This window comes from Sphingomonas melonis (assembly GCF_013409985.1).
Lineage (GTDB): Bacteria > Pseudomonadota > Alphaproteobacteria > Sphingomonadales > Sphingomonadaceae > Sphingomonas > Sphingomonas melonis_A.
Genome location: NZ_JACCBY010000002.1, coordinates 146,855 through 168,763, shown reverse-complemented (window position 1 = coordinate 168,763; position 21,909 = coordinate 146,855). Strand labels below are relative to the sequence as shown.

The 21,909-nt window shown below is 68.4% G+C and carries 23 protein-coding genes; 12 read left to right on the top strand and 11 right to left on the bottom strand.

Going from position 1 to position 21,909, the window contains the following annotated elements; all coding sequences use genetic code 11:
• The first annotated feature begins 35 nt into the window (after positions 1 to 35).
• The 3 genes from HD841_RS07455 to HD841_RS07445 are packed head-to-tail and all read left to right on the top strand — an operon-like array spanning position 36 to position 1,962.
• Complete coding sequence (locus HD841_RS07455; RefSeq protein ID WP_179508269.1) at positions 36 to 1,013, top strand: SPFH domain-containing protein; 978 nt, start codon at positions 36 to 38, stop codon at positions 1,011 to 1,013.
• The gene (locus HD841_RS07450; RefSeq protein ID WP_179508268.1) at positions 1,010 to 1,462 is read left to right on the top strand and encodes an NfeD family protein; all 453 of its coding nucleotides are present in this window, start codon (positions 1,010 to 1,012) and stop codon (positions 1,460 to 1,462) included. Before HD841_RS07455 ends, HD841_RS07450 begins: the two co-directional genes overlap by 4 nt.
• A gap of 59 nt (positions 1,463 to 1,521) precedes the next feature.
• On the top strand, positions 1,522 to 1,962 hold the full coding sequence (locus tag HD841_RS07445) for an acyl-CoA thioesterase (RefSeq protein WP_179508267.1): 441 nt from the start codon (positions 1,522 to 1,524) through the stop codon (positions 1,960 to 1,962).
• Positions 1,963 to 2,528: 566 nt separating this feature from the next.
• Here the strand turns inward: HD841_RS07445 and HD841_RS07440 are convergent.
• The 3 genes from HD841_RS07440 to HD841_RS07430 form a co-directional block, all read right to left on the bottom strand.
• On the bottom strand, positions 2,529 to 3,146 hold the full coding sequence (locus HD841_RS07440) for a class I SAM-dependent methyltransferase (protein ID WP_257015342.1): 618 nt from the start codon (positions 3,144 to 3,146) through the stop codon (positions 2,529 to 2,531).
• A gap of 19 nt (positions 3,147 to 3,165) precedes the next feature.
• Positions 3,166 to 4,383 carry a DUF3419 family protein gene (locus HD841_RS07435; protein ID WP_179508265.1) on the bottom strand — a complete coding sequence of 406 codons (1,218 nt, stop codon included), beginning with the start codon at positions 4,381 to 4,383 and terminating at the stop codon, positions 3,166 to 3,168.
• Positions 4,384 to 4,469: 86 nt separating this feature from the next.
• Entirely contained in the window at positions 4,470 to 6,092 is a 1,623-nt protein-coding gene (locus HD841_RS07430; protein ID WP_179508264.1) for a phosphoenolpyruvate carboxykinase, read from the bottom strand.
• 283 nt (positions 6,093 to 6,375) lie between these two features.
• Here HD841_RS07430 and HD841_RS07425 point away from each other — a divergent pair, with 283 nt between their 5' ends.
• The 7 genes from HD841_RS07425 to HD841_RS07395 are packed head-to-tail and all read left to right on the top strand — an operon-like array spanning position 6,376 to position 11,558.
• On the top strand, positions 6,376 to 7,083 hold the full coding sequence (locus HD841_RS07425) for a response regulator transcription factor (RefSeq protein ID WP_179508263.1): 708 nt from the start codon (positions 6,376 to 6,378) through the stop codon (positions 7,081 to 7,083).
• On the top strand, positions 7,052 to 8,623 hold the full coding sequence (locus HD841_RS07420; RefSeq protein ID WP_179508262.1) for a sensor histidine kinase: 1,572 nt from the start codon (positions 7,052 to 7,054) through the stop codon (positions 8,621 to 8,623). The genes HD841_RS07425 and HD841_RS07420 overlap by 32 nt, the downstream gene beginning before the upstream one ends.
• Before the next feature lie 17 nt (positions 8,624 to 8,640).
• Complete coding sequence (locus HD841_RS07415) at positions 8,641 to 9,069, top strand: HPr kinase/phosphorylase (protein WP_179508261.1); 429 nt, start codon at positions 8,641 to 8,643, stop codon at positions 9,067 to 9,069.
• Between the two features lie 47 nt (positions 9,070 to 9,116).
• Positions 9,117 to 10,025, top strand: a complete 909-nt coding sequence (gene rapZ / locus HD841_RS07410) for an RNase adapter RapZ (RefSeq protein WP_179508260.1) — start codon at positions 9,117 to 9,119, stop codon at positions 10,023 to 10,025.
• Positions 10,026 to 10,039: 14 nt separating this feature from the next.
• Positions 10,040 to 10,447 (top strand): PTS sugar transporter subunit IIA, encoded by a 408-nt coding sequence (locus HD841_RS07405; RefSeq protein WP_179508259.1) that lies wholly within the window; start codon positions 10,040 to 10,042, stop codon positions 10,445 to 10,447.
• Complete coding sequence (locus HD841_RS07400) at positions 10,444 to 10,719, top strand: HPr family phosphocarrier protein (protein WP_179508258.1); 276 nt, start codon at positions 10,444 to 10,446, stop codon at positions 10,717 to 10,719. The genes HD841_RS07405 and HD841_RS07400 overlap by 4 nt, the downstream gene beginning before the upstream one ends.
• 38 nt (positions 10,720 to 10,757) lie before the next feature.
• Positions 10,758 to 11,558 (top strand): TrmH family RNA methyltransferase, encoded by an 801-nt coding sequence (locus HD841_RS07395; RefSeq protein ID WP_179508257.1) that lies wholly within the window; start codon positions 10,758 to 10,760, stop codon positions 11,556 to 11,558.
• A 317-nt stretch (positions 11,559 to 11,875) separates the two neighbouring features.
• Here the strand turns inward: HD841_RS07395 and rmuC are convergent, their stop codons facing one another.
• The 3 genes from rmuC to recR all read right to left on the bottom strand — a co-directional run bounded on the left by rmuC (position 11,876) and on the right by recR (position 14,926).
• Positions 11,876 to 13,378: a DNA recombination protein RmuC gene (rmuC, locus tag HD841_RS07390; RefSeq protein ID WP_179508256.1), complete on the bottom strand. Its 1,503-nt coding sequence runs from the start codon at positions 13,376 to 13,378 to the stop codon at positions 11,876 to 11,878.
• A 365-nt stretch (positions 13,379 to 13,743) separates the two neighbouring features.
• Positions 13,744 to 14,262, bottom strand: coding sequence for a peptide deformylase (gene def / locus HD841_RS07385; RefSeq protein WP_179508255.1), 519 nt, complete (start codon positions 14,260 to 14,262; stop codon positions 13,744 to 13,746).
• A 70-nt stretch (positions 14,263 to 14,332) separates the two neighbouring features.
• Entirely contained in the window at positions 14,333 to 14,926 is a 594-nt protein-coding gene (recR, locus tag HD841_RS07380) for a recombination mediator RecR (RefSeq protein WP_179508254.1), read from the bottom strand.
• 53 nt (positions 14,927 to 14,979) lie between these two features.
• Here recR and fmt point away from each other — a divergent pair, with 53 nt between their 5' ends.
• Both fmt and truA read left to right on the top strand, forming a co-directional pair.
• On the top strand, positions 14,980 to 15,891 hold the full coding sequence (fmt, locus tag HD841_RS07375) for a methionyl-tRNA formyltransferase (RefSeq protein ID WP_179508253.1): 912 nt from the start codon (positions 14,980 to 14,982) through the stop codon (positions 15,889 to 15,891).
• Positions 15,888 to 16,625, top strand: a complete 738-nt coding sequence (gene truA, locus HD841_RS07370) for a tRNA pseudouridine(38-40) synthase TruA (protein ID WP_179508252.1) — start codon at positions 15,888 to 15,890, stop codon at positions 16,623 to 16,625. Before fmt ends, truA begins: the two co-directional genes overlap by 4 nt.
• Positions 16,626 to 16,765: 140 nt before the next feature.
• Here the strand turns inward: truA and HD841_RS07365 are convergent, their stop codons facing one another.
• The 5 genes from HD841_RS07365 to HD841_RS07345 form a co-directional block, all read right to left on the bottom strand.
• A complete protein-coding gene (locus HD841_RS07365) occupies positions 16,766 to 17,953 on the bottom strand; it encodes a class I SAM-dependent RNA methyltransferase (protein WP_179508251.1) in 1,188 nt (395 codons plus the stop codon).
• Entirely contained in the window at positions 17,950 to 19,338 is a 1,389-nt protein-coding gene (locus tag HD841_RS07360) for an NAD(P)H-hydrate dehydratase (RefSeq protein WP_179508250.1), read from the bottom strand. The genes HD841_RS07365 and HD841_RS07360 overlap by 4 nt, the downstream gene beginning before the upstream one ends.
• A complete protein-coding gene (locus HD841_RS07355) occupies positions 19,335 to 19,712 on the bottom strand; it encodes a hypothetical protein (RefSeq protein ID WP_179508249.1) in 378 nt (125 codons plus the stop codon). Before HD841_RS07355 ends, HD841_RS07360 begins: the two co-directional genes overlap by 4 nt.
• A complete protein-coding gene (gene ilvD / locus HD841_RS07350; protein ID WP_179508248.1) occupies positions 19,699 to 21,417 on the bottom strand; it encodes a dihydroxy-acid dehydratase in 1,719 nt (572 codons plus the stop codon). The genes HD841_RS07355 and ilvD overlap by 14 nt, the downstream gene beginning before the upstream one ends.
• A gap of 112 nt (positions 21,418 to 21,529) precedes the next feature.
• Complete coding sequence (locus HD841_RS07345) at positions 21,530 to 21,880, bottom strand: response regulator (protein ID WP_179508247.1); 351 nt, start codon at positions 21,878 to 21,880, stop codon at positions 21,530 to 21,532.
• Between the last annotated feature and the right edge of the window lie 29 nt (positions 21,881 to 21,909).

Here is a 21,909-nt window from a genome sequence, read left to right as displayed (position 1 = left end):
CAACGGCGCCAAGAATCACGCCGGCGGGAGGGATCATGGGTATCACGATTGCCGCATTCGCACTGCTGTTGGTGTTGTTCTACCTGTTCACCAGCATCAAGATCGTCCGCCAGGGGTATAAATATACGATCGAGCATTTCGGTCGCTACACCGCCACCGCCAGCCCCGGCTTCAACTTCTACCCTGCGTTCTTCTACCGGGTGGGGCGGAAGGTGAACATGATGGAGCAGGTGATCGAAATTCCCGGTCAGGAGATCATCACCAAGGACAATGCGATCGTCTCGACCGACGGCGTCGTGTTCTTCCAGGTGCTCGACGCACCCAAGGCGGCCTATGAGGTATCGGATCTGTATGTCGCGCTGCTGCAACTGACGACGACCAACCTGCGCACCGTCATGGGTTCGATGGACCTCGACGAGACGCTGTCGAAGCGTGACGAGATCAATGCCCGGCTGCTCTCGGTGGTCGATCATGCGACGGTGCCGTGGGGCGTCAAGATCACCCGCGTCGAGATCAAGGACATCCGCCCGCCTGCCGATATCGTCACCGCAATGGGCCGGCAGATGAAGGCGGAGCGCGAGAAGCGCGCCAACATCCTCGAGGCGGAGGGCACGCGCGCGTCCGAGATCCTGCGCGCAGAAGGGCAGAAACAGGCGCGCATCCTCGAGGCTGAAGGCCGCCGCGAATCGGCCTATCGCGATGCCGAAGCGCGCGAGCGTGCGGCGGAGGCCGAGGCCAAGGCGACGCAGGTCGTGTCGGAGGCGATCGAGACCGGCGGCACGCAGGCGATCAACTATTTCATCGCGCAGAAATATGTCGAGGCGATCGGCAAGTTCGCGACGAGCCCCAACGCCAAGACGATCCTGTTCCCGGTCGAGGCGACGCAGTTGATGGGGACGCTGGGCGGGATCGGCGAACTCGCCAAGGACGCGTTCGGCAAGGCCCCTGCCCCCGCCCCCACACCTGCCGAGCCGCAGGCAAAGCGCGGGCCGTTCGAACTGCCCCAGGCGTGACACTCGATTCGATCGGCGGCGCGGGCGGTGCATGGCTGATCGCCGCGCTGCTGCTCGGCATCGCCGAGTTGGTGATCCCCGGGGTATTCGCGGTGTTCCTCGCCATCGCCGCCGCCGTGGTCGGCGTTGCGGTGCTGGTGATGCCCGGCCTGCCGCTCGCCGCGCAGATCGGCGCCTTCGCGCTGTGGAGCATCGTCACCGTGCTGATCGGCAAGCGCTGGTACGTCGACTTTCCCGTGCCGAGCAGCGACCCGCAGCTCAACGATCGCGTCGCACGGCTGATCGGCACCACCGCGGTGGTGCAGGTGGCGATCGGTCCGGAGGGTGGCCGCGTGGCGATCGGCGACGGCTCCTGGCCGGCGCGGGGCGTGGTGGCCGAAGCCGGCGCGCGGGTGCGGATCGTCGCGATTCGGGACGGTATCGCGATCGTCGAACCGGCCGGCTCTTAATTCGCACCGGCGCGCCGTTGGCGGGTGTAAGCGAGGCCGCGATCTGCTATATGTCAAATGTGACACAGAGCATCCCCCACGCCTTTCCGATCGGTATCGATCCGGCCGACATCGACTTCATGGGCCACGTCAACAACGCGAGCTATCTGAAGTGGGTACAGGATGCGGTGGTCAGCCACTGGCAGAAGCTGGCCCCGGCCGAGGCGGTCGCCTCGCACCTTTGGGTCGCGCTGAAACATGAGATCACCTATCGCAAGCCGACCTTCCTGGGCGACGACGTGATCGCGACGGTGCTGCTCGAGAAGGTACAGGGCGCGCGCGCGTTTTACGCGACGGTGATCCGGCGTGGCGAAGAGGTGCTGGCCGAGGTGAAGTCGAGCTGGTGCTGCCTTGATGCCGAGACGCTCAAGCCGGCGCGGCTGGCACGGGATATCGTTGAGCAGTTCTTCCAGCGGGGCGACGCGCCGATGCCGGCGACGGGGCTGGTGGAGCGCCGCTGACGATTGGTTCTTGGATTTGGCCGAGGGACGGTGTGCCGCGCATAGGCGGGGGCGGACAGTCTAGGGCGTGATCGCGCTGCTTGAGGGTTGGTCGCGCTAGGCTGGATCGACATTCGAGCTTTGGGGACAACACCTGCCTTGGCAGGGCCAAGCTATCGTGTGGACGTTCGCTTGAGTCCGCCGCCCTGTCATCCCACCCCGTCACCCCGGACTTGTTCCGGGGTCCACTCTGCTGCAAGGAGAGGGACTCGATGGGACACCGTTCTCCTGTGGCCCGGTGGACCCCGGAACGAGTCCGGGGTGACGGATGCGAGGAGGACGCCGATCGAACCTCATCACCGGAGCCATAGGCGATAGCCCTCCCCCTGCGGGAGGGGAATTGGGCTGAATGTCGATCCGGCCTGGGTCTGACGGATCTGAACGTCGCCACGGGCGTCTTGCTGAGCGGATGCTTTAGCCGAAACGTGACCTTGCGCTCGTAGGTTGCCGTGGCTTCCCCTGCTTTGGGTCCCGGGACGGCCTGCTCTGAACAAGCCTGCCGCGCAGCCGGCAATCCCCCGCTATGCCTAAGCGATGAACGCCATCTGCGAATAGTCCCGCCATAACGCCCGCGTCTCACCGCTCCGGCCGTGGCGCGACGCGAGACGCGTGACCTCCGCGGCCAGATCCTCGCGTGGGGTCACGTCGAAATGGCCGAGCCAGGCCAGGAACGGCTTGCGCCACAGCGCCGGCCAGCCCGATTGCATCCCGAAATCCACGACCGCGAGCCGCCCGCCCGCCTTGGTCATCGCCAGCCCCTGCGCGAGCGCCTCGCGCCATGGCGGGATCATCGACAAGGTGTAGCTGAACATGACGCGGTCGAACTGCGCCACCCCGAACAGCGCCTGCGGATCGCAGGCGGCGGCATCGCCTTGCGCCAGCGTGATGCGATCGGACAGCCGGGCGGCGGCGACGTTGGCACGTGCGGTGGTCAGCATCGCCTCGGAAATGTCGATGCCGTACAGTCGCGCCTCCGGCCAGGCGCGCGCGGCACGGATCAGGTTGCGTCCGGTGCCGCAACCGATCTCCACCAGCGTGCCGCCAGGCTGGAGATCGAGCCCCGCAATCAGCCGGTCACGGCCGAACAGATAATATTTGCGGGTGAGATCATAGATATGCCGCTGCCCGCCGTAGATCCGATCCATGCGGGAGGCGTGATCGCCCTCAGCCATCGGCGAGCACGTAGAGATGCACGCCGCCATAGATCGCCGAACGATCCTGCGTGGTGAAGCGACGCGATTCCTCGGCACGGTATTGCCAGCGGGCGACGATCGCGTCGGGGACGCGCCCGGGGATGATGTTCGCCTCGCCCGCGGTACGGAACAGGATGCGCGCCCCCGGCCGGGCGGTACGGGTGATCTCCGTCCACAGCGCGCCGAGCTGCTCGTCCGTCATCCAGTCCTGCGCATCGAGCAGGATGTAGCGATCGCGCGACGCGGCGGGCAGCGCGGCGAGATGCTCGGTCATATTGGCGTGGCGCAGCGTGACGCGGTCGACGCGCGAGACGATGGCGTCGTAATTGTCCGCCTGCAGATAGGGCGGCAGCGGCGCCGCAGGGCCATCGGCATAGCGGCGCCCGAAAGCCTGCCACGCGAAGTAATTGTCGCGCAGGTCGAAGCCGCAGGCGAGCTTTTCGAGCCGCTGGCGGAGCACCGCCGCCATGCGGCCGTCACCGGCAAGCGCCTCGAACTGCGCCGGAGGGATGCCGAGGCCGAACAGGGAAGCGGGCTGATCGGTCAGCCATTTGACGAAGCCGCGATCGAACACCGGCGCGAAGTCGCGTTCGAAGATGGCGCGCTGTTCCTCGATCGTCTCGGCTTCGAGCAGCAGCCGCGGATCGACGCCGTTGAGCTTGGCGAGCAGATGCGCCGCGCCGATGAACCGGCCGAGCAGGCCGCGCTTGTGGACGCCGCTGGCGAACCCGGCGATGCGGCGGCGGCCGCTGAGATCGCGCCCCTCCCAGTAACGGCGGGTTGGTTCGTCGATATGCGGGCGGATGTAGCGTTGATAGGCGGCGAGGTTCTCGCGGCTCGCGGCGTTGCCGAAGAAGCGGTGGAAGCTCGCATGATCGGGCAGATGACGCGCCGCGGCGAGCTTGAGCGTGCCGAGCGCGATATGCGCGGTGTTGAGGTCGACCGCGTCGATCGCTTTGGGATTGGCGGTCAGGTAGGACAGCATGTTGCAGCCGCCCGACGCGATGGTGACGACATGGCTGTCCGGCTCGATCGCCAGCGCCGCCATGTCGACCACCGGATCTTCCCAGATCTGCGCATAGACGAGGCCGCGGAACGCCCAGGTGAAGGCACGTTCCAGCAGACCCTGTTTGGAAAGGTGGCCATGGCGCTGCATCGCGGCTGCCACTGCCTTTTGCGTTCCGGTCATCATCCGCCCCTACATGGTCCTGGGCGGGCCCATGCGCCGCCAATGTGACGGCGCATGGTCTGTTGCGCGATACTATCGTGACAGCGTCAGGCGGCGGCGGTCGCCGTGTTCACCTGCGGTGCCGACTGGCGCACGCCAGCGTCGACGTGATCGGCAAATTGCGCAAAATTCTCGACGAACAGGTCGACGAGTTTCGCCGCGGTCGCGTCATATGCGGCCGGGTCCGCCCAGGTGCTGCGCGGGTCGAGGATCGCACTGTCGACGCCGGGCACCGCGACCGGGACCTGGAAGCCGAAATTGGGGTCGGTCCGGAATTCCGCGTCGTTCAGGCTACCGTCGAGCGCCGCGTTGAGCAGCGCGCGGGTGGCCCTGATCGGCATGCGATGGCCGACGCCATATTTGCCGCCGGTCCAGCCGGTGTTGACCAGCCAGCAATCCACTCCGCCACGTGCGATCCGCTCCTTGAGCAGATTGCCATAGACCGACGGGTGACGCGGCATGAACGGTGCGCCGAAACAGGTGGAGAAGGTGGCGTCGGGTTCGGTGACGCCGATCTCGGTACCGGCGACGCGGGCGGTATAGCCCGACAGGAAATGGTACATCGCCTGATCGGGCGTCAGCTTGGCGATCGGCGGCAGCACGCCATACGCATCCGCCGTCAGCATCACGATGTTCTTCGGCACCCCGCCCATATTGTCGCGCGAGGCATTGGGGATGAAGTCGATCGGATAGGCGCCGCGGCTGTTCTCGGCGAGGCTGTTGTCGTCGAGATCGAGCTGACGGGTGACCGGGTCCATCACGACGTTTTCGAGGACGGTGCCGAATCGCTTCGTGGTCGCGAAAATCTCCGGCTCGGCATCGGGCGAGAGGCGGATCATCTTGGCGTAGCAGCCGCCTTCGAAGTTGAAGACCGCGGTATCGGACCAGCCATGTTCGTCGTCGCCGATCAGCGTGCGGCTCGCGTCGGCGCTGAGCGTCGTCTTGCCGGTGCCGGACAGGCCGAAGAACACCGCGGTCGAACCGTCCGCGCCCATATTGGCCGAACAGTGCATCGGCATGACACCCGTCGTCGGCAGCAGATAGTTGAGCAGGCCGAACACCGACTTCTTCATCTCGCCCGCGTAGCGCGTGCCGCCGATCAGGATCAGCTTCTCGGTGAAGTTGACCGCGATCACCGTCTCGCTGCGGGTGCCGTGGCGCGCGGGATCGGCGCGGAAGCTCGGCAGATCGATGATCGTATATTCGGGGACGAAATCGCGCAGCTCATGCTCTTGCGGCCGGACCAGCATCGTGCGGATGAACAGATTGTGCCAGGCGAGTTCGTTGATGACGCGCACGCGGACGCGATTTTCCGGCTGCGAACCGCCGTACAGATCCTGGACGAAGAGATGCTCCTTGTCGCGCAGCGCGGCGAGGAAGTCGGCCTTGAGCGCGGCGAAATGGGCCGGGTCCATGCCCTTGTTGGACTTGCCCCACCACACGCTCTGCTCGGTCTCGGCATCGCGGACGATGAACTTGTCCTGCGCCGAACGGCCGGTGTGCGCGCCGGTCTCGACGACCAGTGGGCCATCGGCGCTGAGCTTGCCCTCCCCGCGGGCGACCGCGGCCTCGACGAGCCGTGCGGTGACCAGGTTCCAGTGAAGATCGGCTCGCGTCTCGATTGTCTGGCTCGCGAGATCCGCGTGCGGAATGCGCTCGTTCACGTACATCCTCCCAATGCTTTCAACCCGGCGCGCGCATCCTGGGGAGGGTCTGCACGCACGCCGGTGACGGAAGGCGGCATAGGGCGGCACCGCCGTAGCGTCAAACCGGGACGCGACGGATGGTGGATCGTTGTGGGACGGGACGATGTTGCTTTTGCGGCCGTATGTCGGCTGTCGGGGGGTCGCGCCGCGTGGCGGACCCGCCGTGCGCCCCACCCCCGATCGCCCCGGTTGAGCCTTGCGCCGCTTTGCCCTACCGCATGCCGATGATGCCGAGGGTTCCCCACGCATGACGGCGACGATCGCGCTGGTCGACGACGACCGCAACATCCTCACGTCGGTTTCGATCGCCTTGCAGACCGAGGGGTTTTTGACCCGCGTCTATTCGGACGGCGAGACCGCGCTGAAGGCGCTGACCGATAACCCGCCCGACCTCGCCATCTTCGACATCAAGATGCCGCGGATGGACGGGCTCGAACTGCTGCGCCGGTTGCGCGAGAAGAGCCAGATCCCGGTGATCTTCCTGACCAGCAAGGACGACGAACTGGACGAGGCGCTCGGCTTGGCGATGGGCGCGGACGATTATATCGCCAAGCCGTTCAGCCAGCGCCTGCTGATCGCGCGCATCCGTGCGATCCTGCGACGCACCGACCTTGCCGCCACCCCGGCCGAGGACAATGAGACCGCCGGCGCGGGCCCGCTGGTGCGCGGCCGCCTGTCGATGGACCCGGCACGGCATCGCACCACGTGGGGCGGTGAGCCGGTGACGCTGACCGTGACCGAATTCCTGATCCTCGAGACGCTGGCGCAGCGGCCCGGCATCGTGAAGACGCGCAACCAGCTGATGGATGCCGCCTATCAGGACGACATCTACGTCGACGACCGGACCATCGACAGCCATATCAAGCGCTTGCGCCGCAAGTTCCGCGGCGTCGATCCCACCTTCGACGCGATCGAGACCCTGTATGGCGCCGGTTATCGATTCTCCGAGGAGTGAGCCGCGGCCCGAGGGTGGCGATCTCGCGCTGCGCTGGTCGGGGCAGATTTCGCTCACCCGGCGTATCCTGGCGGTCAACATCATCGCGCTGCTGCTGCTCGCCGGCGGCTTCTTCTATCTCGATTCGTATCGCAGCCGGATCGTCGACAGCCGCGTCGCGCAGGCGGGACGCGAGGCGCGGCTGATCGGCGAGGCGCTGGCGATGGTCGCTCCCGATCAGCGCGACGACCTGCTCCGGCGGCTGGCGCGCGATACCGGTGCGCGTCTGCGGGTGTTCGATGCGACGGGGCGGACGATCGTCGACAGCCGCGCGCTCGGTTCGCGCAACGCGGTGCTGCTCGATCCCGACAAGCAGGCGTGGGACCAGGCGGTGGCGCGCTGGCTGGATGCGGGGATCGACATCGTCGTCGGCGCCGCACGCCCTCCCCTCTATCGCGAGCGCCGCGACGGGCGGCAGTGGCCCGACGTGCGCGGCGCCCAGTCCGGCCGGACCTCCGCCAGCGTGTGGCGGGCGCCCGACCGAACGCCGGTGATCACCGCCGCGGCGCCGCTGCCCGACGGCCGCGTCGTGATGACCACGATCAACGCGCGCGACATTACCCAGACGGTGCGGATCGAGCGGTTCCGGCTCAGCCTCGTGCTGCTGCTGGTGACGATCGTGTCGGTGCTGCTGTCGCTGTTCCTCGCGCGGACGATCGTGCGGCCGCTGCGCCGGCTGGCGCGGGCCGCTGTGCGCGTGCGGCTGGGGCGGGCGCGAGAGGTGGTCGTCCCCCGCCTGCCCTCGCGCCGCGACGAGATCGGCAGCCTCGCCCGCGCGCTGTCGGACATGAGCCTCGCCTTGCGTGCCCGGATCGATGCGACGGAGGCGTTCGCGGCCGACGTGACGCATGAGATGAAGAACCCGCTCGCCTCGCTCCGCTCCGCGGTCGAAGGACTCGATGCGGTGAAGGACCCGGCGCTGCGCGAACGCCTGCTGTCGATCGTCCGCGACGACGTGCACCGGCTCGACCGGCTGATCACCGACATTTCCGAAGCCTCGCGCCTCGACGCGCAGCTCAGCCGCGCCAAGTTCGAGGCGATCGACGTTGCCGCGATGATCCGCGCCTTGGTCGATCAGCGCATCGCCCGCGAGGTGGAACGCGGCGTGCGCCTGCGCTTCGACCATGCCGGCGCGCCGCTGGTGACGCTCGGCGAGGGCGCGCGGCTCGAACGCGTGTTCGACAATCTCATCGACAATGCGCTTTCCTTCTCGCCCGACGGCGCGCTGATCGCGATCGCGGTGACGCGCGAGGGCGACGACCTCGTCGTCCGCGTCGAGGACGAAGGGCCCGGCGTGCCGGAGGAAGCGCGCGAGGCGATCTTCCGCCGCTTCCAGTCGATCCGCCCCGAGGCCGAGGCGTTCGGCCAGCATTCCGGCCTGGGGTTGGCCATCGCCCGCACGATCGTCGAGGCGCATCAGGGCAGCATCGCCGTCGAATCGCGTGAGGATCGGCTGAGCGGCGCGCGGTTCGTCGTCCGCCTGCCGCTTGCCGAGCGATGACCCGGGGGGACCCCGCCATGTTCCTGTCCGAACGCTGCCACGCCACCTGCGTCGCGATCCACGGCCATGCGGTGCTGCTCGAAGGGCCGCCGGGCGCGGGCAAGTCCGATCTCGCACTGCGGCTGATCGATCGCGGTGCGATACTGGTCAGCGACGATCAGACCTTGCTGGTGCGCGACGGCGCGATGGTGCTGGCGCGCGCGCCGGCGACGATCCGCGGGCAGATCGAGGTGCGCGGGCTCGGCATCGTCAGCATGGCGTCGATCGACGATGTGCCGGTCGCGCTCATCGTCCGGCTCGACGGCGAACCCCTGCGCATGCCAGAGCGGCAGCGGCGGCGGCTGGCGGGAATCGAGGTGCGCGAGATCGCGCTCGATGCCTTTCATGCCGCGACGCCGCTCAAGATCGAATGGGCGTTGCGCCAGCCCGAGGCGACGCCGGAATGACGGGCCGGAATAAGGGGCTGGAATGAGGCCGGAATGAGGATCGTGCGATGACCAAGGACATATTGCTCGTCACCGGCCTGTCCGGGGCCGGCAAGTCGACGGTGCTCAAGACGCTGGAGGACCTCGGCTGGGAGGTGGTCGACAACCTGCCGCTGGTGCTGCTCGACCGGTTGCTCGACGCGCCGCTCGCCGCGGCGGCGGCCGACCATAGCCAGCCGCTGGCGATCGGCATCGGTGCGCGCACGCGCGACTTCGACCCGGCGCGGATCGTCGAGCGCATCCGCGCGCTGCGTGACGACCACGGCCTCGACGTCGGCATGCTGTTCCTCGACTGTTCCGGTGCCGAGCTGGAGCGACGCTATTCGGAAACGCGGCGGCGCCACCCGCTCGCCCCCGACCGGCCGGCGGGCGACGGCATCGCCCGCGAACGCGAGCTGCTGCGCCCGTTGCGCGACTGGGCCAACCGGCTGATCGACACCACCGACCTCACCGCCAACGCACTCGCCCAGCAGGTGCGCACCACCTTCGCCGGCCACGGCCGCGACGCGCCGGTCCTGTCGATCCAGTCGTTCGGCTTCGCCCGCGGCCTGCCGCGCAACGCCGATCTGGTCTTCGACATGCGCTTCCTGCGCAATCCGCACTGGGACCCGGTGCTGCGTCCCGGCACCGGGCTCGATGCCGACGTCGCCGCCTATGTCGCCGCCGACCCGGCCTATCCGCAGGCGATGGAGCAGATCGGCAGCCTGCTCGAATTGCTCATCCCGCGCTATCGCGCCGAGGGGAAATCCTATGTCAGCATCGCCATCGGATGTACCGGAGGGAGACACAGATCGGTGCATGTCACCGAGTATCTCGCTGACCGGTTGCGCAAAGCGGGATTTTCGCCCACCATTACGCATCGCGACCTCGGGGCCGCACCGCAGGACTCGCTCGAGGGGCCGCCGGCCAGCAAATGAGTAACGTATCTGAGATGATTGGCCTCGTTCTGGTGACGCACGGGCGGCTCGCCGAAGAATTCGTGACCGCGATGATCCACGTCGTCGGTCCGCAGGATCGCATCGCGACGATCTCGATCGGTCCCGACGACGACATGGAGGAGCGCCGCGCGGATATCGCCGCGGCGATCGCCACGGTCGAATCGGGGCGCGGCGTGATCGTGCTGACCGATCTGTTCGGCGGCACCCCGTCCAACCTCGCCATCTCGCTGATGGAGCGCGGGCGGGTCGAGGTGATCGCGGGCATGAACCTGCCGATGCTGATCCGGCTGGGTTCGGCGCGCAAGTCGATGAAGGTCGTGGAGGCGGTCGCCGCGGCGCGCGAGGCGGGACGCAAATATATCTCGGTCGCCTCCGAAGTGCTCGGCGAGGCGGCAGCGTGAGCGACGCGGTCACGCGTACCGTCCTCATCACCAACAAGCGTGGGCTCCACGCGCGGGCGAGCGCCAAGTTCGTCACGCTCGCCTCGACCCAGCCGGTCGAGATCCGGGTGAGCAAGGACGATGGCGCGGTCACCGGCACGTCGATCATGGGACTGATGATGCTCGGCGCGGCCAAGGGCGATTCGATCACGATCAGCGCGAGCGGCGATGGCGCCGAAGCGGCGGTCGGCGCACTGTGCGAGCTGGTCGAAGCCAAGTTCGGCGAAGATTGAGCTTGCACTGACCGGCCGCTGTGCCGGAGGGGGAAGCCATGCCCCGTGAGATCACCGCCTTTTCCAACCCGCTCGTCAAATATGCCCGCGAGCTGCGCGACAAGAAGCACCGGCGTGGCGCGCGCCAGTTCATGGCCGAGGGGCTGCGCATCCTCACCGAGGCGCGCGAGACCGGGCGCCTGCCGCGCATCCTCTTCTACGCCGCGGCCAATGCCGATCATCCGCTCGTCCACGCGCTGTCGATCGACGTCGAGATGGCGGGCGGCGAGTCGATCCAGACGACGCCCGACATCCTGTCCAAACTGTCGGGCAAGGACAATCCGCAGGCGGTCGTCGGCGTGTTCGACGAGTTCGACCGGACGCTCGCCGATCTCGACCGGGGATCGTCGGGCATCTGGCTGGTCGCCGAGCGGCTGCGCGATCCCGGCAATCTCGGCACGATCCTGCGCACCGCCGATGCGGTCGGCGCGGGCGGGCTGATCCTGATCGGCGAATGCGTCGATCCCTTCTCGGTCGAGGCGGTGCGGGCGAGCATGGGCGCGCTGTTCACCATCCCCGTCGTGCGCAGCGAATGGGCCGAGTTCCTCGGCTGGCTGCGCGAGGAGCCGGGGCAGCTCGTCGGGCTGAGCCTCGACACCGAGCATGATTATCGCGCGGCGCGCTACGCGGCGCCGACCTTCCTGCTGACCGGCAACGAGGCGCAGGGGATGCCGGCGGACTATGCCGCGGCGTGCGACCTGCTGGTCAAGATCCCGATGCTGGGCAAGGCGGACAGCCTCAACGCCGCGGTGGCGACGGCGGTGATGGCCTATGAGGTGCTGGCGCAGCAACGGAGGTAAGGGGCAAAGGCGCGACTGCAAACGCAGTCGCGCCCCTGCTGCACCTAAACGGCGTTCCGAGCCAAAAGCTCGATAAAGCGAGTCATCGCAAGCGATGCCTCCGCCCTATTGGTCCAACCACGCCGCGATACCACGATCTTGTCCGACCCGGGCATGAACCCAAGCCAGTGCCAAAAGCCGTGGCGGTCTAGATGCAGGTCGAAGAGCAAGTTGCTCATCTTCCTTCTCCAGGCCTCGCGCCTTCTGCTGTTTAGCTCCGGTGGTCCGAGGTGATCGGGGCCTCTTTGAGGCTCTTCTCCACTTCCTAGAAACCAAGCCTACATGGCAGTTTCAGACGCTTCATTCTCCGAGGGAGACTTTCCCAAGGACCGATCATCGGGCCACGCATCGCTGCGCAACTTCGAGAGCGGACGGGTAGCTTGATCGATCATCGGGGGCGAATCAATGGTTCTGTTGCTCGTTTCGACATTAAGTGTCTCAAATCGGCGCGCACTCGTCAGGACCTGTGACTCGATGCTACCAACAAATGAATTGTAGGCAGTCACCGCTGTATCCAAGTTCTTGCCGAGCCTTGTTACGTGCCCCCCCATCACCGAGAGCCGCTGATAAAGCTCTTTGCCCAAGGCGGCAATTTCACGCGCTTGATTCGCTAAGTTCTCCTGCCGCCACACCGCCGCGACGGTGCGCGCGATCGCGATCAGGTTGGTCGGCGTCGCCAGCAGCACCTTCTTGTCGAAGGCATAGTCCCACAGGCCGGCATCATGCTCCAGCGCGGCAGACAGGAAATGCTCGCCGGGAACGAACATCACGACATATTCGGGCGTGTCGTCGAACTGCGACCAATAGGCCTTGGCGGACAAGCCGTTGATGTGGGCGCGCATCGAGGCGGCATGCGCGGTCAGGCCGATGTGGCGCTCGCCCTCGTCGACGGCGCCGAACGCATCCTGATAGGCGTTGAGCGAGACCTTGGCGTCGATGATCAGCGACTTGCCGCCGGGGACCCGGACGATCGCGTCGGGACGCAGCCGCCCCCCCTCGCCGTCCGCGACGCTGACCTCCATCGCGAAGTCGGTGTGTTCGGCAAGACCGCAGGTTTCGAGCACGTTGCGCAGCTGCTGCTCGCCCCAGCGACCGCGTGCCTTGGGCGCGTTGCGCAGCGCATTGACCAGTTTCGCCGCCTCGCCCGAGACACGCTCCTGGCCGAGGCGCATCTGTTCGATCTGGCCCTTGAGGTCGCCGAACGCGTCGCGGCGCTCCGCCTCGACCTTGGCGACGCCCTCCTCGTAGCGCGCGAGCCGCTCGTTGACCGGCTGGAGCAGCGATTTGAGGTTGTTGCCGGCAAGCTCCTCCGACTGGCGGAAGCGCGCATCGGCGCGGTCGAGGAACGCCTTCTGCGCGTCGGTCAGCGCCTTGTTGGCGAGGTCGTTGAACTGCGCCGCCATCAGCTCCTTGGCATCGCGCATGTCGGCAAGCCGCGCCTCGAACGCCTCGATCTGCGCGCTGGTGGTGGCGAGCGCGGTACGCGCGGCGTCGCGGTCGGCGCGGATCGTCGCGAGTTCGTCGCGTAGCGCGTCGAGCGCGGCGGCGCGATCGTCGGTCTGGGCGCGCAAAGCGGCGAGGTCGCGCATCGCCTCGTTGCGTTCGCGTTCGACCGCGTCGCGTGCGCGAGCGACCAGTTCGGCGTCGGCAGCCTTGCTCTGCGCGACGGCGAGATCGGCAGCGAGGCTGCCGGCCTTGCGACTGGCGAGCAGCCAGCCGATGAGCAGACCCGCGGCGAGCGCGAGGATGGCGATGATGACGGTCGACAGGTCCACGTTCATTCCCTTTGGCGGCCGGCGGACGTCACGATGGATGTCAGCGGCGGTCTTTTCGCGGTGAGGAACATAGATCGAACGTCGGGGGGAAGACAGTCCCTAAATAAGGCATGTGGGTCGCTCGACGCTGCCGAGTTCGGGCCATCCCGTTCACGGGCAGGGCTGTCGCACAGCCACGCTTATGTGAGCCCTTGCCGAACTCCCCGCCGATACCGTCACCCCGGACTTGTTCCGGGGTCCACTCTGCGACGAGGAGCACGGCTTGAGCCGACACCATTCCCGTGCGGCGCGGTGGACCCCGGAACAAGTCCGGGGTGACGGACGCGGCGAGGAAGCCGACCGAGCCGACCGAGCCGCCCCGCGTCCGTGCGTCAGCGGCGCATCTTGGCCAGCTTCTTCATCACCATATCGCGCTTTAGGCGGCTGATATGGTCGATGAAGAGCACACCGTTGAGATGGTCGATCTCATGCTGCATGCAGGTCGAGAGCAGGCCGGTCAGCTCTTCCTCATGCGTTTCGCCCTGTTCGTCGAGCCAGCGGACGCGGCAACTCGCCGGGCGGGCGACGTCGGCATATTGTTCGGGGATCGACAGGCAGCCTTCGTTATAGCTGCTCATCTCTTCGCTGACCGACAGGATCTCGGGGTTGATATAGGCGTGCGGCGCCTTGATCGGCTTGTCCTCCTCGTCCTTTTCGTCCTGAAGGTCGATGACGAGGATGCGGCTGTCGACGCCGACCTGGATCGCGGCGAGGCCGATGCCGTTGGCGTCGTACATCGTATCGATCATGTCCTGCACGAACGCGCGGGTCTCGTCAGTAACGTGCTCGACGGGCTTGGAGATCAGGCGCAGGCGCGGATCGGGGACTTCGACGATGGGGAGGACTGCCATGCGGCGTGAGCTAGGTGGCGAGGAGTTTGGCGTCAAGTTCGGGCGTATTCCTCCCGGTGCAGGGAAGAAGTTATACCGGCCGCCGCGCGCGCAGCGCCTGCGCGAGCGTCCCCTCGTCGAGGTAATCCAGTTCGCCGCCGACCGGCAGGCCGTGGGCGAGCTGGGTCACGCGCACCGGGAATCGCTCGATCCGGTCGGCGAGATAATGCGCTGTCGTCTGCCCTTCCAGCGTCGCGTTCATCGCAAGGACGACCTCGTCGATGCCGCCCGCCTCGATACGGGTGACCAGCGCCTCGATCGCGAGATCCTCGGGGCGGATGCCTTCGAGCGCCGAAAGCCGCCCGCCGAGGACGTGGAAGCGGCCGGGGAACAGGCGCGAGCGTTCGAGCGCCCAGAGGTCCGCCACCTCCTCCACCACGCAGAGCGCGCGCTGGTCGCGGCGCGGGTCGGCGCAGATCGCGCAGGGATTGGCGGTATCGACGTTGCCGCAGGTGGCGCAGGTCTCCAGCCGCTCGTCGACCGCCTCCAGCGCGGCGCGCAACGGGCCGAGCGCGGCTTCACGCTTCTTGAGCAGGTGCAGGACCGCGCGCCGCGCCGATCGCGGGCCAAGGCCGGGGAGACGCGCCAGCGCCTGGGTCAGGGCTTCGATTTCGGGAGACGCCATGACGGAACAGATAGGGGGTTGCGCCGCCGCCCGCCAGCGCGTTGAAGGCCCCCATGCGGATCATCTTCATGGGAACTCCCGACTTCGCCGTACCGACGCTGGAGGCGCTGGTCGCGGCCGGGCATGACGTCGTCGCGGCCTATAGCCAGCCGCCGCGGCCGGGCGGCCGGCGCGGGCGCGAGACGGTCGCCTCGCCGGTGCAGCAGCGTGCCGAGGCTTTGGGGATCGCGGTGCGGCATCCGGTCAGCCTGAAGGACGCGGAGGAGCAGGCGGCGTTCGCGGCGCTCGATGCCGATATCGCGGTGGTCGCGGCCTATGGGCTGATCCTGCCCAAGGCGGTGCTGGCGGCGCCGCGCTTCGGGTGCCTCAACGTCCATGGCTCCCTGCTGCCGCGCTGGCGCGGGGCGGCGCCGGTGCAGCGCGCGATCCTCGCCGGGGATGCCGAGACGGGCGTCGGGATCATGCAGATGGAGGCGGGGCTCGATACCGGGCCGGTGCGGCTGGAGGGACGCGTGCCGGTCGATCGCAAGACGGCGGGCGACTTGACCGCGGAGCTGGCGGCGCTGGGCGCGCGGCTGATGGTGGAGGTGCTCGGCGACCTCGACGCGCATCCGCCGGTGGCGCAACCCGAGGAGGGCGTCACGTATGCGAGCAAGATCGACAAGGCGGAGGCGCGGATCGACTTCACGCGCAGCGCGGTCGAGGTCGAGCGGCTGGTGCGCGCGATGAACCCGGCGCCGGGCGCGTGGTTCGAGATCGCCGGCGAGCGGGTGAAGGTGCTCGGCGCGGACGTGCTGCCATTCAGCTTCCCCGGCGGCGAGGGGACGACGGTGGACGATGCGCTGACGATCGCTTGCGGCGACGGCGCGATCCGGCCGACGTTGGTGCAGCGCGCCGGGCGCGGCGTGACCAGCACGGCCGAGTTGCTGCGCGGCTTTCCGGTGCGATCGGGCACGCAGCTTTGACGCGGTTCGCGCTGACGGTGGAATATGACGGCCGGCCGTTCATGGGCTGGCAGCGGCAGAAGCACGGGCCCAGCGTCCAGCAGGCGCTGGAGGAAGCGGTGTTCGCCGTCACCGGCGAGCGTGCCGCGGTGCATGCGGCGGGGCGGACCGATGCCGGGGTGCACGGGCTGGGGATGCGCGCGCATGTCGATATTGCCAAGGATATCGCGCCGTTCCGGTTGATGGAGGCGCTCAACGCGCGGGTGCGGCCGGCGCCGGTGGCGGTGCTCGACTGCGTCGTGGTGGCGGACGACTGGCATGCGCGGTTTTCGTGTCTGGGGCGGGCGTATGACTATCGCATCGTCAACCGACGGGCGCCGCTGACCTGGGAGGCGGGGCTCGCGTGGCAGGTGCCGCAGGTGCTCGATGCCGATGCGATGGCCGCGGCGGCGGCGGTGCTGGTCGGGCGGCACGATTTCACGACGTTCCGCTCGGCGCATTGCCAGGCGGATAGCCCGGTGCGGACGCTCGACGTGCTGTCGGTGGCGCGGGCGGGCGAGCGGATCGCGGTGCGGGCGGCGGCGCGGTCGTTCCTCCACCATCAGGTGCGCTCGATGGTGGGGTGTCTCGCCCTGGTCGGGATGGGGCGATGGTCGGTGGAGGACGTGCGGGTGGCGCTGGAGGCGCGGGATCGGGCCCGGCTAGGGCTTAACGCTCCGCCCGATGGGCTGTTCTTCGTGTCGGCGGTATATTGATTCACGCGAAGGCGCGAAGGCGCGAAGGTGGTGCGACCGGAACATCCGCAGCACGTTCCCCATGCGGTGGCGGGTCTTCCGGTCGATAGGTTCGCCCTTGGCGAAACCTCTTCGCGCCTTCGCGCCTTCGCGCGAACCAATTACCGGAAGAAGCGCGCTGCCAGTTCGACGTGGGTGGACCAGCGGAACTGGCCGACGGGCTGGACCCAGTCGATCCGCCAGCCGCCGTCGACCAGCAGACGCGCGTCGCGGGCGAAGCTCGACGGGTTGCACGAGACGTAGCCGATCACCTTCGACTGGCAAGCGGCGAGCGCCTCGACCTGGTCGCGGGCGCCGGCGCGCGGCGGGTCGATGACGATCGCGTCGAAGCGGTCGAGTTCGGTCACGGTCAGCGGACGACGGTAGAGATCGCGATGTTCGGTGAAGACCGGCAATTGCCCCCTGCCCGCCGCGGCCTTGAGCGAGAAGAGCGCATCGCGGGCGCCCTCCGCCGCGTAGACACGGGCGGCCAACGCCAGCGTGAAGGTGCCAAGCCCGGCGAACAGGTCGGCGACGGTGGCCGCGCCGCTGGTCGCCTCCCGCATCGCGGCGACGAGCGCGTCCTCGCCCTCCTGCGTGGCCTGCAGGAAGGCAGCGGGGGGCAGCGGCACCGGATGGCCGCCGAGCGTGATCGTCACCGGCTGTGGCTCCCAGCGCGTCTCCGCACCGATGCCGCTGTCGAGCGTGAAGCGGGCGATGCCATGGCGTTCGCAGAAGCTCGTGATCGCCTCGGCGGCGGCGAGGCCGTCGGCGGTGAGGTTGGTCACCATCACGTCCGGCCCCTGATCGGACAGCGTCAGATGGACGTCGCCGCGCCGCTTGAAGCCGAGCTTCTGGAGCAAGGTCCGCAGCGGTGCGACGATCGCGAACAGCGCGGGCGCGAGGATATGGCATTCGCGCATGTCGACGATCGCATGGCTTTTCTCGGCAGTGAAACCGAGCGTGACGCGGCCGCCCTTCCCTTCCGCGTGCAGCGTCGCGCGGCGGCGGGTGTTGGGCGGTGACACCAGCGGCGGGCGCAGCGTGGCGGTGAGGTCCTGGCCGTCGAGCGCGCTGGCGACGCGGTCGGTCACGAAGGCGGCATAGGCGTCGTCGTCGAGATGCTGGAGCTGGCAGCCGCCGCATTCGGGGAAATGGCGGCAGGGCGGCTGCTGGTGGTGCGGCCCATGGGTCAGCGTGCCGTCGTCGTTCAGCAGGTCGCCGGGCGCGGCGAAGGCGGCGTGGCGGCCATCGGCGGTAACGCCATCGCCGCGCGCCGCGACGCGCAGAATCGTATCGGGGGAGGTCATGCGCCGGCTCTGGCCGGGGTGAGCGCATTTGCCAAGTCGTCGGCGATGAAGCTTTTCCCGGCGATACGCGCGGCGCGGGCGTGCAACCAGACGCCGGCATCGGCGGCGGCGAGCGGATCGACATGCGCGTGCGCGAGTTGCGCGGCGATCGTGCCGGCGAGCACGTCACCGGTGCCGGCGGTGGACAGCCAGGGATTGCCGGCCGGGTGGATGCGGGCATGGGTGGCGCTCGCCACGATCGTGGTGGGGCCTTTGAGGACGACGATGGCGTTCGCACGGGTCGCGGCGGCGCGTGCCTGATCGATCAGCGAGCCGTCGGGTGTGCCGAACAGCGCGCGGAACTCGCCAGCGTGCGGCGTCAGCACGACGGGGTGGCGGCGGTCGTGCAAAGCCTCGGGGTCCAGGAGGTGGAGCGCGTCACCGTCGATGACGAGGGGATGCGCGTCGGCGTCGATGAGTTCGTGCAGGCGGTGGCGCGCGTCGTCGTCGCGGCCGAGACCGGGACCGATGAGGATCGCGCCGATCCGCTCGTCGGCGAGCGCCTCGGGATCGTAGGAGCGGTGGACGAGCGCGTCGGGACCGCCCTGGCCGCTGCCGCCATAGAGCGCGACATAGCCGGCGCCACTGCGCAGCGCGGCGACGGCGGCGAGCCGGGCGGCACCCTCCATCCGTCCGGCGACGACCGCCACCATGCCGCGGGTGTATTTGTGCGAGTCGGGGCCCGGCTGCGGCAGGGTCGGCGCCCGCACCACGCTGACCGGACCCGCGCAGTCGATGCCGAGATCGATCAGGCGCACGCTGCCGCATGTCGCGGCGGCCGGATGAAGGACATGCGCGGGCTTGAGCGCACCCAGCGCGAGCGTGACGGTGACGGGATGGTTGCGCGCCCAATCGGCTGCGGTGGCGGTGTCGGCGTTGGTGCCGCTCGGCAGGTCCGCGGCGATGACGACGCGCGCCGTCGCGGACAGGCGGGCCAGCGCTGTATCGATCTCCGGGGCAAGCGGGCGGGTGACGCCGGTGCCGAACAGACAGTCGAGCAGGATCGGCGCGGGGCCGGCCTCGGCCAGCGGCTCGATCGCACCGGTCCAGGCGGCACGGGCGGCGGTCGCCGCGTCGGTCTTCGGCGGTACGCTGGCGGCGACGCGGACGGCGTGGCCGAGCCCCGCGAGCGTGACCGCGGCGACATAGCCGTCACCGCCATTGTTGCCCGGCCCGCAAAGGATCAGGATCTCGCCACCGGCGGCAAGGCGGCGCGCGGCATGGGCGATGCCCTCCCCCGCCCGCTGCATCAGCGCAGTGACCGAAACGCCGCCGGCGACGGCAGCATCTTCGGCGGCGCGCATCTGCGCGGCGGTGAGGATCGGCCGGCCATCGATGGCGATCATCGCGCCGCTCCGATCGTGGCCGGCAGGCGATAGCGGTCACCGCCGACCGCGACGTCGATCGTGCCCTTCTCCACGATGCTCACCATCGCGGGCTCCGCCCCATCCGCCGCGACGACGCCGCGCCCATCGCGGGTGACGAGCAGGCGGCGGAAGCCGCCATCGGGGTGGCGCAGGGTGAGGATCAGGCCACGCGTGCCCGGTGTCCGGTTCACGGTACAGTCGCGCGCCATCGCAGCGCCACCGCGCGCGCAGAGGATGTCGCCGTCATGCTCGGCCACCGCCTGCGCCACGGCGTTGCCGCCGGTGCGCGGATCGCTGCAGGCGGCGAGAAGCAGCAACGCCGCTCCCGCCGCCGCGCGATCAGATATCGGCATAGACGTGCGTTTCGGCCTTGGCGCCGGGATGGGTGACAGCGCCCTGCCAAGCGGGACCGACGTTCTGGGCATAGCGCCACAATGCGCCCGAGCCGTAATCGTTCACCCGCGGGCGCCATGCCGCCCGCCGCGCCGCCAGCACCGCCTCGTCGACGACGAGGTCGATCGTGCCGGCCTCGGCATCGATGCGGATCGTGTCGCCATCCTCGACCAGGGCGATCGGGCCGCCCTCGGCCGCCTCGGGACCGACATGGCCGATGCAGAACCCGCGCGTCGCGCCGGAGAACCGGCCGTCGGTGATCAGCGCGACCTTCTCGCCCATGCCGAGCCCGTAGAGCGCGGCGGTGGTCGACAGCATCTCGCGCATGCCGGGGCCGCCCTTGGGCCCTTCGTAGCGGATGATCAGCACCTCGCCCTCGTTGATCGAGCGGGCTTCGACTGCGGCGAAGCAATCCTCCTCGCAGTCGAAGACGCGCGCCGGCCCCTCGAACTGGAGGCGGTGCATGCCGGCGACCTTCACAATCGCGCCATCGGGCGCGAGGCTGCCGCGCAGGCCGACGACGCCGCCGGTCGGGCTCAGCGGCGTCCTGACGTCGTAGATGACCTTCTGGTCGGGGTTCCACGTCACCTGATCGATGTTCTCGGCGAGCGTCTTGCCGGTGACGGTGATGCAATCGCCGTCGAGCAGGCCACCGGCAAGCATCGTCTTCATCAGCATGTAGACGCCGCCCGCCTCGTACATGTCCTTCGCCACATACTTCCCGCCGGGCTTGAGGTCCGCGATGTACGGCGTTGATTTGAAAGCTTCGGCAACGTCGAACAGGTCGAAGTCGATGCCCGCCTCGCTCGCCATAGCCGGCAGATGCAGCGCGGCGTTGGTCGAACCGCCGGTCGCGGCGACGACGCGGGCGGCGTTGATGAAGGCGGCGCGGGTGCAGATGTCGCGCGGACGCAGCTGCTTTGCGACCAGCTCCATCACCTGCGCGCCGGCGGCGACGGCGATCTGTTCGCGGGTCGAATATGGCGCGGGCACCATGTTGCTGTTGGGCAGGCTGAGGCCGATCGCCTCGCCGACGCAGGCCATGGTGTTGGCGGTGAACTGGCCGCCACAGGCACCGTGGCCGGGACAGGCGACCTTTTCGAGTTCGTGCACTTCCGACAGCGGGCAGCCGCCGGCGGCATATTTGCCGACCACCTCGAACACGTCGACGACGGTGACGTCGCGATCATGGAAGCGGCCGGGCAGGATCGAGCCTCCGTAGACGAAGATCGACGGGATGTTGAGGCGCAGCATCGCCATCATCATGCCGGGCAGCGACTTGTCGCAGCCGGCGAAGCCGACGAGCGCGTCGTAGCAATGACCGCGGACCGAGAGTTCGACCGAATCGGCGATGACCTCGCGGCTGACCAGCGAGGCCTTCATCCCCTGATGGCCCATCGCGATGCCGTCGGTGACGGTGATCGTGTTGAAGCGGCGCGGCATGCCGCCGCCCTGGATCACGCCGGCCTGCGCGGCATCGGCCTGGCCGTCGAGCGTGGTATTGCACGGTGCGGAATTGTTGCCGGCGCTGGCGAGCGCGACGAACGGCTTGGCGATATCCTCCTCGCCGATGCCCATGGCGTAATAATAGCTGCGGTGCGGAGCGCGTTCGGGGCCGACCGAGACGTGGCGGCTCGGCAGGCGGGACTTGTCAAACTGGGTCATGGCGACGCCCTATGTCGCGAGAGCCCCCGTCAACGCAAGCTTGTTACGCGGATAATCGTATTTTCAGCTACGAACGTCCGTCGACACGCCGTGCGGCGTTCGCCCATCGGGTTCAGAGCGCGTCGAGCGCCTTGGCGACACCGTCCATGGTGAACGGCTTCTGCAATACCGGCCGGTCGCGGAACTGCGCATCGACGCTGTCGTCGCTGCCGCCGGTGGCGAAGATGAAGGGGATGTCGCGGGCCGCCAACGCTTCGGCGATCGGCGTGCTCTTTTCACCGCCGCGCAGGTTGACGTCGAGGATCGCGGCGTCGATGCCGCCGTCCTCGACCCGCGCGAGCGCGCCGGCGACCGTGTCGACGGTACCGGCGGACGTCTTGTCCAGGACCTCGAGAAAATCCTCGAGCATCATCGCGATGAGCGGTTCATCCTCGACGATGAGGATCTGCGTAGGAGAAGCCATGCCGCGCCCTTACCCGCGGTCATTGCGCA